At 53.2% G+C, this 14,268-nt stretch carries 13 protein-coding genes; 2 read left to right on the top strand and 11 right to left on the bottom strand.

Going from position 1 to position 14,268, the window contains the following annotated elements; genetic code table 11:
- From QF669_05950 to QF669_05900, 11 genes are all read right to left on the bottom strand, one after another.
- Positions 1–495 (bottom strand): SDR family oxidoreductase (locus QF669_05950; protein ID MDP6456976.1); only part of this gene is annotated, 495 nt, incomplete at its 3' end.
- Between the two features lie 56 nt (positions 496–551).
- Positions 552–1,106, bottom strand: a complete 555-nt coding sequence (locus QF669_05945; protein ID MDP6456975.1) for a GNAT family protein — start codon at positions 1,104–1,106, stop codon at positions 552–554.
- Between the two features lie 29 nt (positions 1,107–1,135).
- Entirely contained in the window at positions 1,136–1,465 is a 330-nt protein-coding gene (locus QF669_05940) for a tRNA-binding protein (protein MDP6456974.1), read from the bottom strand.
- 112 nt (positions 1,466–1,577) lie between these two features.
- Positions 1,578–3,557, bottom strand: a complete 1,980-nt coding sequence (locus tag QF669_05935) for a S9 family peptidase (GenBank protein MDP6456973.1) — start codon at positions 3,555–3,557, stop codon at positions 1,578–1,580.
- 11 nt (positions 3,558–3,568) lie between these two features.
- Positions 3,569–4,324, bottom strand: a complete 756-nt coding sequence (locus tag QF669_05930; GenBank protein ID MDP6456972.1) for a phosphatase PAP2 family protein — start codon at positions 4,322–4,324, stop codon at positions 3,569–3,571.
- A 36-nt stretch (positions 4,325–4,360) separates the two neighbouring features.
- Complete coding sequence (locus tag QF669_05925) at positions 4,361–6,751, bottom strand: DEAD/DEAH box helicase (GenBank protein MDP6456971.1); 2,391 nt, start codon at positions 6,749–6,751, stop codon at positions 4,361–4,363.
- A gap of 51 nt (positions 6,752–6,802) precedes the next feature.
- On the bottom strand, positions 6,803–7,405 hold the full coding sequence (locus tag QF669_05920) for an HAD family phosphatase (protein ID MDP6456970.1): 603 nt from the start codon (positions 7,403–7,405) through the stop codon (positions 6,803–6,805).
- A gap of 40 nt (positions 7,406–7,445) precedes the next feature.
- Positions 7,446–8,525 (bottom strand): aminopeptidase P family protein, encoded by a 1,080-nt coding sequence (locus tag QF669_05915; GenBank protein MDP6456969.1) that lies wholly within the window; start codon positions 8,523–8,525, stop codon positions 7,446–7,448.
- On the bottom strand, positions 8,526–9,215 hold the full coding sequence (locus tag QF669_05910; GenBank protein ID MDP6456968.1) for a hypothetical protein: 690 nt from the start codon (positions 9,213–9,215) through the stop codon (positions 8,526–8,528).
- Between the two features lie 127 nt (positions 9,216–9,342).
- Positions 9,343–10,887 (bottom strand): acyl-CoA carboxylase subunit beta, encoded by a 1,545-nt coding sequence (locus tag QF669_05905; protein MDP6456967.1) that lies wholly within the window; start codon positions 10,885–10,887, stop codon positions 9,343–9,345.
- Positions 10,884–11,294 carry a cobalamin B12-binding domain-containing protein gene (locus QF669_05900; protein ID MDP6456966.1) on the bottom strand — a complete coding sequence of 137 codons (411 nt, stop codon included), beginning with the start codon at positions 11,292–11,294 and terminating at the stop codon, positions 10,884–10,886. Before QF669_05900 ends, QF669_05905 begins: the two co-directional genes overlap by 4 nt.
- A gap of 136 nt (positions 11,295–11,430) precedes the next feature.
- On the opposite strand from QF669_05900, the gene QF669_05895 reads away from it, so the two are divergent.
- Together QF669_05895 and QF669_05890 are read left to right on the top strand one after the other, a co-directional pair.
- A complete protein-coding gene (locus QF669_05895) occupies positions 11,431–12,234 on the top strand; it encodes a hypothetical protein (GenBank protein ID MDP6456965.1) in 804 nt (267 codons plus the stop codon).
- Positions 12,167–14,044, top strand: coding sequence for a hypothetical protein (locus tag QF669_05890; GenBank protein MDP6456964.1), 1,878 nt, complete (start codon positions 12,167–12,169; stop codon positions 14,042–14,044). The genes QF669_05895 and QF669_05890 overlap by 68 nt, the downstream gene beginning before the upstream one ends.
- Positions 14,045–14,268: the final 224 nt, after the last annotated feature.

The following is a 14,268-nucleotide window of genomic DNA, read 5'->3' as shown; positions in this document are numbered from 1 at the left end:
ACCGGTGAGGGCAAACTTGCTGGCGCCATAGGAAACGTAGGTCGGCAATCCTTTGAGTCCGGACATGGAAGAGATGTTCAGAATATAGCCGCTCTCCCGACTCTTCATGTGCGGCAGAACATTCCTGACAAACTCCACGGCACCGAGGTAGTTGACTTCAATATGTTGGCGGATCCTCTCGGGAGGCGTCTCTGCAAACGTCATGGGACCGGCTACACCGGCACAATTGACCATGATATCGACGCCGCCCCGTTCATCCACCGCCGTCTGCACAACAGCAGTCACACTCTCCGGACTGGTCACGTCAGCGGCCGCTACCACCGCCTGTCCTCCCTTGGCACGAATCTCCTGTGCAACTTTTTCCAGTTCTTCTTCCCGTCGTGCCGACAGAACAACCTTCACTCCCAGCTCGGCGAACCGCAGTGCGATTCCCCTGCCGATGCCGCTGGATGCCCCCGTTACAATGGCGCCCTTGCCGTCAAATTGATATGACATTTTACTCAGCCTCCTTAATTGTCAGCATCCATCTTTCAATATTCAATCAACAACACTTAATTATCAATCAGAGTTTCCCAATCATCCTTGAGGATGCCAAAACTGTGATGATCGACTCTCTCGCCTCCGATCTCCAGATAGCCCCGCTTCGTCCCTTCCAGATGATAGCCGTTCTTTTCCAGTACGCGCCACGACGCCGGATTGTGAACTGAACACTCCGCTTCGATCCGTTCGGTATCCGATAGGGTAAAGATCAGCCGCGTCAGTTCCGCCACTGCCGAAGTGCCGTAGCCGCGACCCCAGAACTGTTTCGAGATGGTATAACCGATACGGCCGATCCACTGCTCAAGATCGAGCTTTACGAATGAGACAACACCCACCGGACTGTCCGTACTTTCATCCATCACAACCCACTTGTATTCGCGGTGCACGGGACTGCTGAGATCCGTTTCGCTGTAGCACCCCAACTCCTGCCGCAACTGCTGCAGATGACGCTCATTCAGCGGCTGATGCTGACGAGCTTCGGGCTGTGACACAAGCGCCTCCCAGAACTCAAGATCGTCCTCATCAATGAACTTCAGCCTTACGGCGGGTAGCGACGGCTCAGTCACGGCAGTTGATGAAAAGCATTCTTGCGACGTTATGAGACACGCGTTCCATCGGGCACCCTTGATTCCATCTGCAACAGGACTACACCCGCTTCTTCGGGACATGCGCCGAGAACCAGAACTTCGGACTTGAAGCCGGCAATCCGCTTTGGAGCAAAGTTCACCACTGCCACAACCTGCCGCCCCAGAAGGTCGCACTTGCCGTAGAGATCGGTGATCTGGGCGCTGGACCGTTTCGTTCCGAGGGGACCAAAATCGATGGTGAACTTATAGGCGGGGCGCCTCGCCTCAGGAAACTCGCTAACATCAACAATAGTCCCAACCCGGATATCAACTTTTGTGAAATCAGATATTTCTATCATTGTCTTTGCCGCCTCTCTTTATCCCAGCGGTAACTTAATGCCGCCGGCGGGGAGTGGAAGCATCACCATAACTTAGGATGCGTGGGACAGACAAGATGTCTATCCAAGATTGTCACTTCAGGTAGCGGTCAAACCACCCCACCATGAACTTCAGCCGCGCCTCCCTGCGGTCCGGCCGGCCGTGACGGGATAGGCCGTGAGGCTCCTCCGGAAAGCGGACGTACTCCACCTCCCGTTTCAGGAACTTCAGCGCCATGTACATCTGATCGTCCTGTTCCACATTGCAGCGCCAGTCATGCTCGCTGTGGATGATGAGTAGCGGCGTTCGGCACTGCTTTATGTAGGAGATGGGGGACCACTTCCGGTAGAGGTCGTGGCAGTCCCACGGTGTCGTCTTGAATTCCCACGCCATGTCAAAACCTAAATCGGAGGTGCCAAACATGCTGGAAAGATCGGAAACACTCCGTTGGGTAACCGCGGCGGAAAAGCGGTTCGTGTGGGTTACAATCCAGTTGGTCATGTAGCCGCCGTAACTGCCGCCGGTGACGCCCATCCGCTTCTCGTCAATGTATCCCAGAGAGAAGGCATAGTCCACTGCCGCCATGAGGTCTTTGAAGGCCGGCTCAGCCCACTTGCCGGTAATGGCATCGGCAAACTTATAACCGTACCCCTGACTTCCCCGCGGATTGGTGTACATCACCACGTAGCCGGCCGCCGCCAGCACATGCATCTCGTGAAAAAAGAGCCGCCCGTACTGACATCGCGGCCCGCCGTGAATCTGAAGGATGAAGGGGTATTTCCGGCGAGTACTGAACCCCGGCGGCTTCAGGATCCAGCCGTGGATGTCCGTTCGGCCCGATTTGAACCAGACCTCTTCAGGCAGATTAAATTGACGACTGCGGACGTAGGGCTGGTTGAGGCGGCTCACCTGACGTACAGCCCTCTCCCTCAAATCAATCGTGTAAATCTCATCAGGAGTTTCCATCTGTCCGCCGTGCAACACCAATTTCTGACCGGCACTGTCAAGCGAGAAGGAAACTACCACCTTTTCATCCGTCACCGTCTCAATACTGCCGTCTCCAGTGTCAACCCTGCATAACGGCGACCCCCCCTCCGAACTGACAGTGAAGTAGATATCCCTTCCCTCTGCGTTCCACGCCGGCGGCACCACCACAAAGCTCGGTGTCAGATCGCCGAGAGTCACTGGGAACGCCATCCGATCCATCTTGCCTGTGTGGCTCCTATAATTCTTCCCATTCAAGCCGATGGTCCTGACAGTGTAGTTGACAGCTCCCCAGCCTGAGTACGGTTCCGTGTGACCGAAGAATGCGAGCCTCTTACCATCGGGAGAAAAGGAGAGACCTTCCTTCGGCCCGGCCGGGGTCGGGATTCTCCTCACGGGACTACCCTTAGCTGACACCAGATAAAGTTCATCTTCTTCGAGCCGGTGCTGCCACTCTTTCCGCCGGTTGGAAATGAAGGCGACCTTCCTGCCGTCCGGGGACCAGTCAAAGTAAGTGTCGTGCCATTCCCCCTTCACCACCTGCCGTGCCGCACCTGTAGTCGCATTGGCAACCCATACATGAGTGAATTCGCTGTCAAAGAAACCTTCTCCGTCAAAGCGATACCACATGTCTCTGATATGGCGGTAGACCGGCATCTCGGGCTTGCCCTTCTTATCGAAAGTGACCTCCTTGCCAAAGGGGTGAAACAGGAAACCGATCTCTTTCCCATGGGGGGACCATCTGATAGCACTCACCTTCCCCTTGGGGAGCTTCGTCAACTGCCGCGCCTCTCCACCCGCCATGGGCAAGAACCAGATCTGGCTCGCCTCGTTACGTTTCGAGATGAAGGCGACGGTCTCACCATCAGGAGACCAGCGCGGAGAGGTGTCATTCTTCTTCCCGTGAGACAGCTTCCGCGCTCTTCCCCCAGCTGATGGTACCAGCCAGAGGTTCATATAGTACTTTTTATCCGCCTTGTGCATGGTCTCCACAACAAAAACAACTCGGCTTCCGTCCGGCGAGATCTGCGGATCGCTCACAAACTTAAACCTGTAGATGTCTGAAATCTGAATCTTCTGTTTATCCATCACCCGTTCTTTTAATTGATAGGAATTATTATCCTGAAACTTACTGTTCTGTTTGTCGCCCACGGCACAACGCCGATCTGATCATTCACCGCCTCTTCCCTGTAGACGATGCTGAACCCTCGGCCAATGACAGTGCCAAGAGCCGCCCCGGCGATGACGTCCGTGAGCCAGTGCTTATCTGCATGGATTCGGTGAGCGCCTACCAATGCAGCCACCACATAGGCCGGATATCCCAGCCAATGCCCGTACAACTCATCCACCACCGCTGCCACCGCGAAACTTCCCGATGTGTGACCAGAAGGAAAAGAACGAGCATCGCTGCCGTCAGGTCTGTGCCGTGCGCTGGCTCTCTTGATCAAGTCAGTGGACAATCCCGTCACAGCCAGAGAAGTGAAGGCGTATTTCACCCTCGCTGCTGCATCATCTCTCCCCATCGATTCCAGTCCAACCCCCAGCAGCAGGGCAGGATAGGCCCAGCCGCCGCCGTACTTGTCAAGCCTGTGCGACAGTTCATTTGCCATCAGACCGTTGTCTTGACTGTAATCTCTGACTGCCCAGTCGTAGCGATGCAGTGCAATGACTGACACGGCGGCGGCCCCAAGAATCACCTGGCTCGTTATGTCGCTAACAACCTCAACGGCACCATTGATGAGGTAGCGCGGATAGCTCTTCGCATGACTTCTGAGAGACTGTCCCCGTGTGAAAAGCGGCTGACACACTAAGAAGCAAAGTATCAGAAGACCGGCGGCGTTCCGTTTCGATTTCACAACTCACCCGGACAGTAAATCATCACAAGAGCTGTTTCATCTGTACCCAGCCGCTTCAAGGATAGCCAGGCTTACATCCCTGCTCTTCTCCCCCACTTCCGCCGCTGGCCCCACACATGATGGACAGCCGCTTTTGCACATACACTTCGAGATGAGAGAATGTGTCTGCGTTAACAGCTCTTCATGACTGTCGTAAAGCTGCTGACTGAATCCAACACCGCCCTGGTAGTTGTCATAAATAAAGATGGTAGGCTGGAAGCGTGTAAGAGTACCGGGCGACACCTGTTTTCCTGCAAGATCGGCGCCTTCCGCAGAATAGAGTCCCCGGTCTCCGAAGACGTTGCGAACGTACCACTCCGCCGACTTGTCCCCCACGGAGCGGTAGATATCGTGGACCGTGCACATGAGGTTCAGAGCGCAGATGTAGTGGAGGGCATTGACAAGCCCCAGAACGCCGTCCACAATGTCCGTGCGCGAGTATGACAAGTGAGAGAGAAGCTCTTCCGGCAGCGTGAACCAGTAGGCGGTTGTGTGCATCTCCATGTCGGGGAGGTTGATGTCGCCGTAGCCCACATTCTCCATGGTGTAGAATTTGATCTTCTTGAACCCCACCGCTCGGGTCATCACCTGAACCTCGCCCAGCGAGACATCCACTTTCGCCGCCCGGCGACTCTCAAACTCATCCAGCACCTTCACGTTGGTGTAATCGATGGCGTCGGTGTAGTAGTCAGAATCGGTGTTGCGCACGATAGCCTTTCGTCCGTCCCAGTCCAGATCGTCCACGATATACTCTCTGCCGTCGGTCATATAGATAGCGTCGGGATAAATGGTGGTGATAGAACTGGTGTAGTCCACTTCCGCAATGATCTTCGATTCGTCACCCCGTTTCACCACCACGAAGTTTCCTTTCTCAATCCGCCTCAAGGATACATTCACCGCCGGATAGACATCTTCCATCCAGTGCCACTGATCGCCTTCCAGATGGACCACGCTCCCCTCCGCCAGAAACTCCAGAATATCGTTTACAGCTCCGGCGGTCACCTCGCCAAAGGCTTCTCTCTTCCGGAAGGGAAGTTCGAAAGCGGCACACTTCATGTGATCCACGAGGATGGTGAGGTTATCGGGATTGATGCGGGCGTGTTCCACAGATGAACCGAAGAAGTAGTCGGGACTCGACATGAGAAACTGGTCGAGGGGATTGGAGCGGGCAATGAGGACCGCAACAGCCGTCCGCCCACGCCTTCCGGCACGGCCCGCCTGCTGCCACGTGGAGGCTATAGTCCCGGGGTAGCCCGCTAAGACCGCCGCATCGAGACTGCCGATGTCTATCCCGAGCTCCAGAGCGTTCGTCGCCACAACGCCCTTGATCTCTCCAGTGCGTAGCCCCTTTTCGATCTCCCGCCGCCGGTTTGGCAGATAGCCGCCGCGATAACCAGCCACCACTTCACCGGAAGCGAGCCTCTCCCGCGAGGACTCGAATTCATCTTTCAGATACTTGGTGAGAATCTCCACATTGAGACGGCTGAGAGCAAATACAATAGTTGAAATATCATTCTTGAGTAGCGTGGCCCCCACCTGGCGGGCTTGCTTAATGTAGCTGGCTCTGATGCCGAGCTGGTGATTCACCACAGGCGGATTGTAGAAGATAAAATATTTTTCACTCCGCGGCGAGCCCGATTGATCCACAAGCGTCATCTCTGACTCTGTAAGCGCTTCGGCGTGCTCTCTAGGATTGGCAATGGTGGCGGAGCAACCGATGAACTGAGGCGACGAACCGTGAAACTCACACACCCGTTTCAGTCGCCGAATGAGGTTCGCCATGTGACTGCCGAAAACACCGCGGTAGATGTGAAGTTCGTCAATGACCACATACTTCAGATTCTGGAAGAGGGAAATCCATTTTGTGTGGTGAGGCAATATCCCCTGATGAAGCATGTCGGGATTGGTAACCACTACATTTCCCTGCTTCCGGATGGCCTGCCGCGCGCTCTGGGGCGTGTCACCGTCAAAAGTATAAACCTTGACAGGCTCGCCCGTCTCATCTACCACTTCGTTCAGCTCCGCCACCTGATCCTGAGACAGCGCCTTCGTAGGAAAGAGATAGAGCACCTTCGCCCCCGGATCATTAAGCGCGGACTGGAGTACCGGCAAATTGTAACAGAGCGTCTTGCCCGAAGCCGTCGGTGTAACCACCACAATGTTGTCGCCGTCACTGATGTGATCCCAACAGGCTCGTTGGTGGGAATAGAGCTGCTCGATTCCCCGGGATTGCACTGCCTGCACAATTCGGCCATCGAGATCATCAGGAAAGTCAACATACTGGCCCTCACTGGCGGGGATGTGATGGACGTGCTCGATGTGCGGCCCGATCTCAGGGTGCGACTTCAGGAAATCGAGTATGCGTGAAACGTCCGTGTGCGGCTCCATGAGGGAGTCTAATTTAGTTGACACAGTTAAGAGGTGTGAGCGGAAAATCCGCTAGATGCGGTCTAGGTGATGACTCAAGTCACGGCAGAACTGTTCATGCGACCGATAATGAATTGTGGTGAATCCGAGCTTGTCAGCAGTCTCCACATTCTCCCGATGATCGTCTATGAACAGCGAGGTGCGGGCCTCGGCCCCGGCAAGCGTGAGTGCCTTTGTGAAGAAATCAGCGTGTGGCTTTCTGGCTGAAATTTCAAATGAGTAAATGTAACCGCTGAAGCCGTCGAGCCATCCTTTCTCAGTCCCGTGCCGGATGTGGAAAGGATTTGTATTAGAGGCAAGCCACACAGGATACTCCCGAACGAGATCTCTGGCCACAGAAAGCGAATCGGTACAAGTGCCAAGAAGCGCAAGCCAGGCGGAAAAGAATTTATCTTTCGTCAGACCGTCAGGCTCAGGCAGTGCGTCCCGAAAATGAGCATAAAACTGATCATCTCCAATCTGCCCTTTTTCATACCTGTCTAGAGCATCCTCGTGGAAAGCCTCTCTGATAACACTCTCCGGATGATCTGTAGCGGTGATCAGTTCAGCCAGTGTACGCTCAGGTGAGATATCCAGCAGAACACCGCCGATATCCATAAAGATTGTCTTAATCATTGCAGAAAGTCGTTACTCAATTAAGCGGGGAAATAAAGTATCAACTCAGGGAAAGCATGTCCTTTGTCGATTGGTTAAGAATCTCACAGCCGTTCGAAGTGATGAGAATATCGTCTTCAATCCGCACGCCGCCCCAATCAGGAATATAGATGCCCGGCTCAATTGTCATAAGATAATTCTCGTAAATATGATCCTTGCTGAGCTGCGAAAAGCGGGGATTGGTGTGAATCTCGAGACCAAGGCCGTGTCCGGTACCGTGGTTGAAGTAGTCGCCGTATCCGCTTTCAGAGATATAGTTACGGCAGGCGGAATCAACTTCTTTGCACGGAGCACCATCTTTAGCCGCTTCGCACCCGCGGCGCTGGGCCTCGCGGACGGTATTATAGATCTCCCTGTGGCGCTCCGTGGCTTCTCCCACCACTACGGTCCGTGTCATATCAGCGTGGTACCCCTGATAAAAGGCGCCAAAGTCGAGAATCACAAAATCCCCCTCCTGTAGAGGCCGGTCCCCAGACCGGGCATGAGGCAGAGCAGAATTCGGCCCTCCTGCCACGATGCAGTCAAAAGCGTCGCCGTCAGCTCCGAACATTTTGTAGGTAAATGATATCTTACCGGCGATCTCACGTTCTGTCACTCCCGGCCGAATCTCAGGAATAATCTGCTCAAAGGTCTGGTCAGTGATCTCCACGGCTTTCCGCGTCGCCCGTATCTCACTCTTGTCCTTCACCATGGCGATCTGCTCTATTACATTGGTCATCGGCTCCCAGGAACAGCTGGGGAAAAGATCTTCCAGCTTTTTTGCAGAACTCACCGAAACGTGTTCCGCCTCGAACGCAAGGTGCATGCCATCGGATATAAGTTTCTCTTTCTTGATTATTTCGGGGTAAGGTTCCACACCGATAAGAATCTCCATTCCCGTTACCTGCTGTTTTGACTGCGTTTCATAGCGCCCATCGGAAATAAAGTAAGCCTTTTCAGGAAAGATCAGGCACGTCCCGGCCGATCCACTGAAGCCTGAAAGGTACCGGACATTCGTTAGGTTTGTCACCAGCATGCCTTCTAACGATTCATCCGCCAGCTTCTCTCTCAACTTTTCCACTCTTTTATCAATAAGAGACATCTACCGTATCCCCGATTGGGATTTCAACAGTCTCATCAGATCACTCTTCTCTTTTGCGATTCGCTCTATGTCAGCATCTTTCTTGCCTGACATCACTGTCAGCACTTCCAGCGCCTGCCGGTAGAGTTTCTGACTCTTCAGGACTGCCATTAGAGTAAAAGTGGCCACTTGCGGCGTGATGGGGAAATCGGCCAGCGACTCCCTGGGAGGACGTTCCCGAGGCTTTTTCACCCTGCCCTTAGGAGCACGTTTTGCCGGAGCTGTCACTTTCTTCCTGCTCCGTTTTCCGGCATCAGACGGTTTTGCCAACCACGCTTTCGCTTTCTCGTTGGTGCTATCCATTTCAAGAATTGTTTCATACAACTTTCGAACGGTCTTTGCTGATCTTCCCAAGTCGGCCTGAACTTGAGCCAATAGTATGTAAGCGTTGAAGTGGCCCGGATCCAGAGAAACGGTCTTCTTCAGCAGCTTCTCAGCATTCTTTAGCTTTCCCTCCGCCATCTGAATCCTCGCTTCAACAAAGAGCCCTGGGACATGGTCGGGGTGACGACTCAGACCGATTTCAGAAACCTTATGTGCGCGCTCGTGATCTCCCTCAGTCAGATAGTGCTCAGCGAGAACGGGAAAGAGCCAAGTATCAAAATGGTTTGCGAAGTAGATTTCCAGCTCTTCGATATTCTGTAAGTCCATATTCTACCTGGTTTCTGTTCTCAATTTCCGAAACTGATTAACGATACCCGATGAAAGGGTCTTTTGCAAGAAACTAATACGCTCTAACTGGCAACTTCCTTTCTCTCCTTCACAACTCATGATTTAATTAGAGGGGGATGTTGCCATGCTTCTTCTTCGGATTCATGTCTACTTTTGTATCCAGCATTACCAAGGCTTGGATTAATCGGGAGCGTGTCGTTCGCGGTTCGATAACGTCATCGATGTAGCCCTGCTCTGCCGCAACATACGGGTTAGCAAATTTATCACGGTACTCTTCGATCATCTTTTCTTCCACAGCCTCAGAATCGTCTGCCTCGGCAATCTCCTTCTTGAAGATGATCTCCACAGCACCTTTGGGACCCATAACGGCAATCTCAGCTGTCGGCCAGGCAAAGTTCACATCCCCACGGATGTGTTTGGAATTCATCACGTCGTAGGCGCCGCCGTAGGCTTTCCTTGTAATGACCGTCACCTTTGGCACTGTCGCTTCACAGAAGGCATACAGTAGCTTTGCTCCATGACGGATGATACCACCCCACTCCTGTTCGGTCCCCGGTAAGAAGCCGGGCACATCTTCGAAGACCACAAGCGGAATGTTGAAAGCGTCACAGAAGCGGACAAACCGGGCCCCCTTCACAGCCGAATCAATATCAAGAACACCTGCCAAATGCGACGGCTGATTAGCCACAATCCCGACGCTTCCACCATTCAGGCGCGCAAATCCCACAATGATATTTCTGGCAAAAGCAGAATGGACTTCCAGAAACTCCTCACTGTCTACTATTGGGCGAATTACGTCGTGCATATCGTACGGCTTGTTGGAATTCTGCGGAACAACCGAATCAAGCGCTTCTACCTCCCGCTCCACCGGATCCTCCTGAGGACCAAAGGGTGGATCCTCCAGATTATTCTGAGGGATATAGGAGAGGAGCAATTTGACAGTCTGAATGGCTTCAACTTCATTCTCAGCCGCAAAGTGGGAAACCCCGCTCTTGGTGGCATGAGTCACGGCGCCGCCGAGATCTTCATAGCTTACATCTTCGTGGGTCACCGTTTTGACAACATTCGGACCGGTAACGAACATATAGCTCGTCCCCTTTACCATCAGCGTAAAGTCAGTAATAGCCGGCGAGTAGACAGCACCCCCCGCCGACGGACCCATAATCATCGAAATTTGTGGGACAACACCGGATGCCAGTGTATTACGCAAGAATATCTCGGCATAACCGCCCAACGAAGAGACACCCTCCTGAATCCGGGCTCCGCCGCAATCGTTCAGTCCTATGATCGGTGCACCTACCCGCATGGCGTGATCCATGATATTACAGATCTTCTTCGCATTTGATCCAGACAGAGAACCACCCAAGACTGTAAAATCTTGCGCAAAAACGAATACCCTCCGGCCGTCTATGGTCCCGTGCCCTGTAACAACTCCGTCACCCGGAACCCGCTTCTTGTCCAGCCCGAAGTCTGAAGACTGATGCTTTACAAACATCCCTGTCTCCTGAAAAGAACCTTTATCCAGAAGAAGATCTAGACGCTCTCTTGCGGTCAGTTTTCCTTTACTGTGCTGGGCTTCTATACGTTCTTCACCGCCACCCTTTAGAGCTTCTTGCCGTAAAGTTTGCAGTCTTTTCAGAGTATCGCTCATTTCTTCCACCGATTGGTTTTTACCCATTCCGTGATATAATCGATAGTCTCCTGGATGGGCGTGCCGGGGCCAAAAAGTTTCCCGACCCCTTCAGCATGCAACGCCTCCATATCCTTGTCAGGGATAATCCCGCCGCCCGTCAGCAGAACATCGTCCATCCCTTCAGATTTCATCAGTTCCATCACTTTCGGAAAAACAGTCATATGGGCGCCAGAAAGAATCGAAAGAGCGATAACGTCCACGTCTTCCTGCAAGGCGGTACTGACTATCATTTCAGGGGTTTGACGCAGCCCAAGATAGATCACCTCCATCCCGGCATCCCTGTAAGCTCTGGCCAGAATCTTGACCCCCCTGTCATGACCATCGAGACCGGGCTTTGCCATAACGATGCGGATTTTTCGTTCCATCACTTACATTTCCCCTCTCGGCCGCTTAACACTCGGTCTTACTATTCGTTCAATTTCGCACTCTTTCGCTAAAAAGTGAAGTGAAATTACCACTCACTTCTTGTCTATTCACCGATAAGAGACTACATTTACCAAAATGCGTCTGATATGGCTGTCACTCATACTTGTATCTGGCCTGATCGGCGCTTTTGAACGGCTTCCTCTACTCCCGAATCTGGTCGCCTTGGGGATGACCCAATTCGGTCCGGGGCGCACATCGGCTCATTTTCTCAGTCACCCCGCCTCCCTTGCCTCATCGACCAGTCTCAACACAGCCGCATTCTACGGCAAACCCTTTAGCCTTACGGATCTCAGCAACGCGGGGGCGGTTATATCAGCTCCCTGGCGATACGGAAATGTCGGCATCGGGTTCTATTCAGCTGGCAACAAACTGTACGGCGAGACAACGTTTGCGCTCGGTTTAGGCAGACGCCTGGGACAGCATCTCGATTTTGGACTGCTCCTTGCCGGACACGAACTCTCAATCGTCAACTACGGCTCCCAGAAAACAGTTAGCCTGTCCGCATCCATCGCCTTCGACATACAGGAATCGGTGACATGGTCCATGCTATATCAGAACCTGAATGCGCCACGAATCGGCGCCTCTGACGAGCTGCTGCCGCAGGTAATAGTTACCGGCTTCAGCTTTACACCAAGTAGTCAGATGTCCGCTATAGCAGAATTCGAAAAGGATCTGCAATTTGATTCACGCTATAAGTTTGGTCTGCAATGGAAGCCGATTGAGTCCTTTACAGTCATGACCGGCTTTGCCACGAGTCCCACCCAGGTAACCGCCGGTATCAGGCTGAAGATCATCGGTCAGGAAATAAGTTATGCAATCGCTAATCATCCGGAACTTAATCTCAGCCATATTCTTGCTCTCACTTTTAGCCTGCCTTAGCCCCTGCTCCGGGCAAGGGCAGTCGCTGGACGAGATCCTGACTGAATTTCAGCTGGATGACGAAGAATCTGTCCTTTCGGCTGAAGACCTGCTGACCCTGGAACAGTTTGTGCGCGAACCGCTCAATCTAAACAGCGTCAGCAGAAAGCAACTTGAGAAGATTCCTCTACTTCCATCGAGCGATATCTCCCTGATTCTAAAAAGGCGTAACGAGTTGGGGCAATTTATCTCAATCTTCGAGATACTCCAGTTCCAGGAGCTCGATCCAGTCACAAGACAACTTCTGCCTCTCACAACCACTGTTGAAGAGGTACGGCCATTAGGTGTCGTCCTGCGTAATCGATGGACGACTTCAACTGAGGATATAAGGATGGTAACGAGGGTCGATTTTCAGCGTGCCTCGGCATCGGGAGGATTTGTTTTGGAACGCGACCCGGGAGAACCAACGCTCACCGATTTTGCATCAGCTCATCTAAGTATCCCAGTTAACAGCCACACTCGGGCAATTGTCGGTGACTTTCAGCTTCACTCAGGTTATGGTCTCCTGTTTGGTCGCTCTTCGCGGCCGTTCAAGGGGAATACGAGCATCACCTATTTCTCACGCCCCGGGAGAGGACTTCGGCCGTGGCGGTCTACTCTGGAACAGTGGGCCCTCCGCGGCGCGGCAGTTGAATATGAGTACAAGTCAAATACCTGGATCGCCTCTCTTTCATCCTCACCGATGGATGCCATCCTCGACTCACTCTCTGTTACTTCCATTTCCGTATCAGGTCTTCATCAGTCTGAAACAGCCCGCGACCGAAAGCACAATCTGAACGAAGAGAGCGCCATACTCGCCTGGAAACGGTCAGGTGAGCAGGCTCAAGTCGGCATCCTCACCGCCGTTGACAGATGGCAGATTGACGGGAATTCACCCACTAACCGCCCGCCGCAAAGCTACGGCTCCGTCCATGGACAATACACCTTTGACAAACTCTCGTTCTTCGGCGAAACCGCCGTCTATAATGGCACAAGCCCTTCCTATCTCACCGGCGCAACATTGGATATGAAGACACTCCGATGGATGGGATCAGTCCGCTACTATCCAGGCGGTTTCCGGGGTCCTCGCTCGCGACCGCTCGGCGAATGGAGCCGCGACCAGCTGAATGAATCAGGAATCTATCAGGCTCTTTCTATCTCCACGGGGAAAATACGCCTGTTCAGCTACGGCGACTGGTACCGCGAGACTGTTGCTGTCAGTGAGGGCGGTCAGCCGGTCCGTGGTTTCGAAACCGCCGCTACTTTGAGTTTTCGGTGGCGTTATGGTGGAAATGCTCTGCTCCGGTGGAAGCGCGAGGATAAATCCGGCGAAGATGGCATCGCCTATGCAGGAGAAATATTTCAGCCGAATTCCAGCAGAGAAACATGGCGTGCCAGCTCGACACTACCTGTAAATAAGCAGCTGAAGTGGCAGTTTCAGGGAGACAGAGTGGTGGCTCAGGATGACGACGGCCAGCACACCGGACACGGCCTCTCCACCAAAATGCACCTTGCCACAAAATCGTGGCGCATTTCATTCAACTGGGTGATGTACCGCTCAGACGATTGGGCGTCAAGAATCTATGTATGGGATCTTAATCTTCCCGGAGAGATGCGCAACCGGGCTTTTGCCTCGTCAGGTCAATCGCTCGCCACTTTTGTCAGAATCAAGACTGCCCACGGAGCAACGGTGAGCTGGCGAGTACGAACTACGTGGGAGCGATTCGATGATCCAGGCAGATGGTCAATACCGAATGTTGAGAGCGGTTTTCAGATGGATATCGCCTTTTGAGGACGAAGTGCCGGTGATCGGTCTTACTCGACGCAATCCCACAATCTGAGTAGACTTGTGCGCTGATCTCCACCGATCCCTTAGTCAAATCCGCTTTGCACTCTCAACTCAACTGTTAGCAGATGTATCAATTTGAATCACTGGTGGCGAATCAGCAATGACGGACCTCTCTTGGAACAATCCAACACGGTCTCCCCGCCTGAACCGTGTGATTCGGGCAAGCC

The organism is Candidatus Neomarinimicrobiota bacterium (assembly GCA_030743815.1).
In the GTDB taxonomy this organism is placed as follows: domain Bacteria; phylum Fidelibacterota; class Marinisomatia; order Marinisomatales; family S15-B10; genus UBA2146.
This window is presented reverse-complemented; position numbering and strand designations above follow the sequence as displayed.

What these genes read in the sequence shown, in the direction of transcription:
- QF669_05940 (MDP6456974.1), bottom strand. Translation starts at nt 1,465, where the DNA reads ATGATAGAAATATCTGATTTCACAAAAGTTGATATCCGGGTTGGGACT.
- QF669_05935 (MDP6456973.1), bottom strand. Translation starts at nt 3,557, where the DNA reads ATGGATAAACAGAAGATTCAGATTTCAGACATCTACAGGTTTAAGTTT.
- QF669_05925 (MDP6456971.1), bottom strand. Translation starts at nt 6,751, where the DNA reads ATGGAGCCGCACACGGACGTTTCACGCATACTCGATTTCCTGAAGTCG.
- QF669_05920 (MDP6456970.1), bottom strand. Translation starts at nt 7,405, where the DNA reads ATGATTAAGACAATCTTTATGGATATCGGCGGTGTTCTGCTGGATATC.
- QF669_05915 (MDP6456969.1), bottom strand. Translation starts at nt 8,525, where the DNA reads ATGTCTCTTATTGATAAAAGAGTGGAAAAGTTGAGAGAGAAGCTGGCG.
- QF669_05910 (MDP6456968.1), bottom strand. Translation starts at nt 9,215, where the DNA reads ATGGACTTACAGAATATCGAAGAGCTGGAAATCTACTTCGCAAACCAT.
- QF669_05905 (MDP6456967.1), bottom strand. Translation starts at nt 10,887, where the DNA reads ATGAGCGATACTCTGAAAAGACTGCAAACTTTACGGCAAGAAGCTCTA.
- QF669_05900 (MDP6456966.1), bottom strand. Translation starts at nt 11,294, where the DNA reads ATGGAACGAAAAATCCGCATCGTTATGGCAAAGCCCGGTCTCGATGGT.
- QF669_05895 (MDP6456965.1), top strand. Translation starts at nt 11,431, where the DNA reads ATGCGTCTGATATGGCTGTCACTCATACTTGTATCTGGCCTGATCGGC.
- QF669_05890 (MDP6456964.1), top strand. Translation starts at nt 12,167, where the DNA reads ATGCAATCGCTAATCATCCGGAACTTAATCTCAGCCATATTCTTGCTC.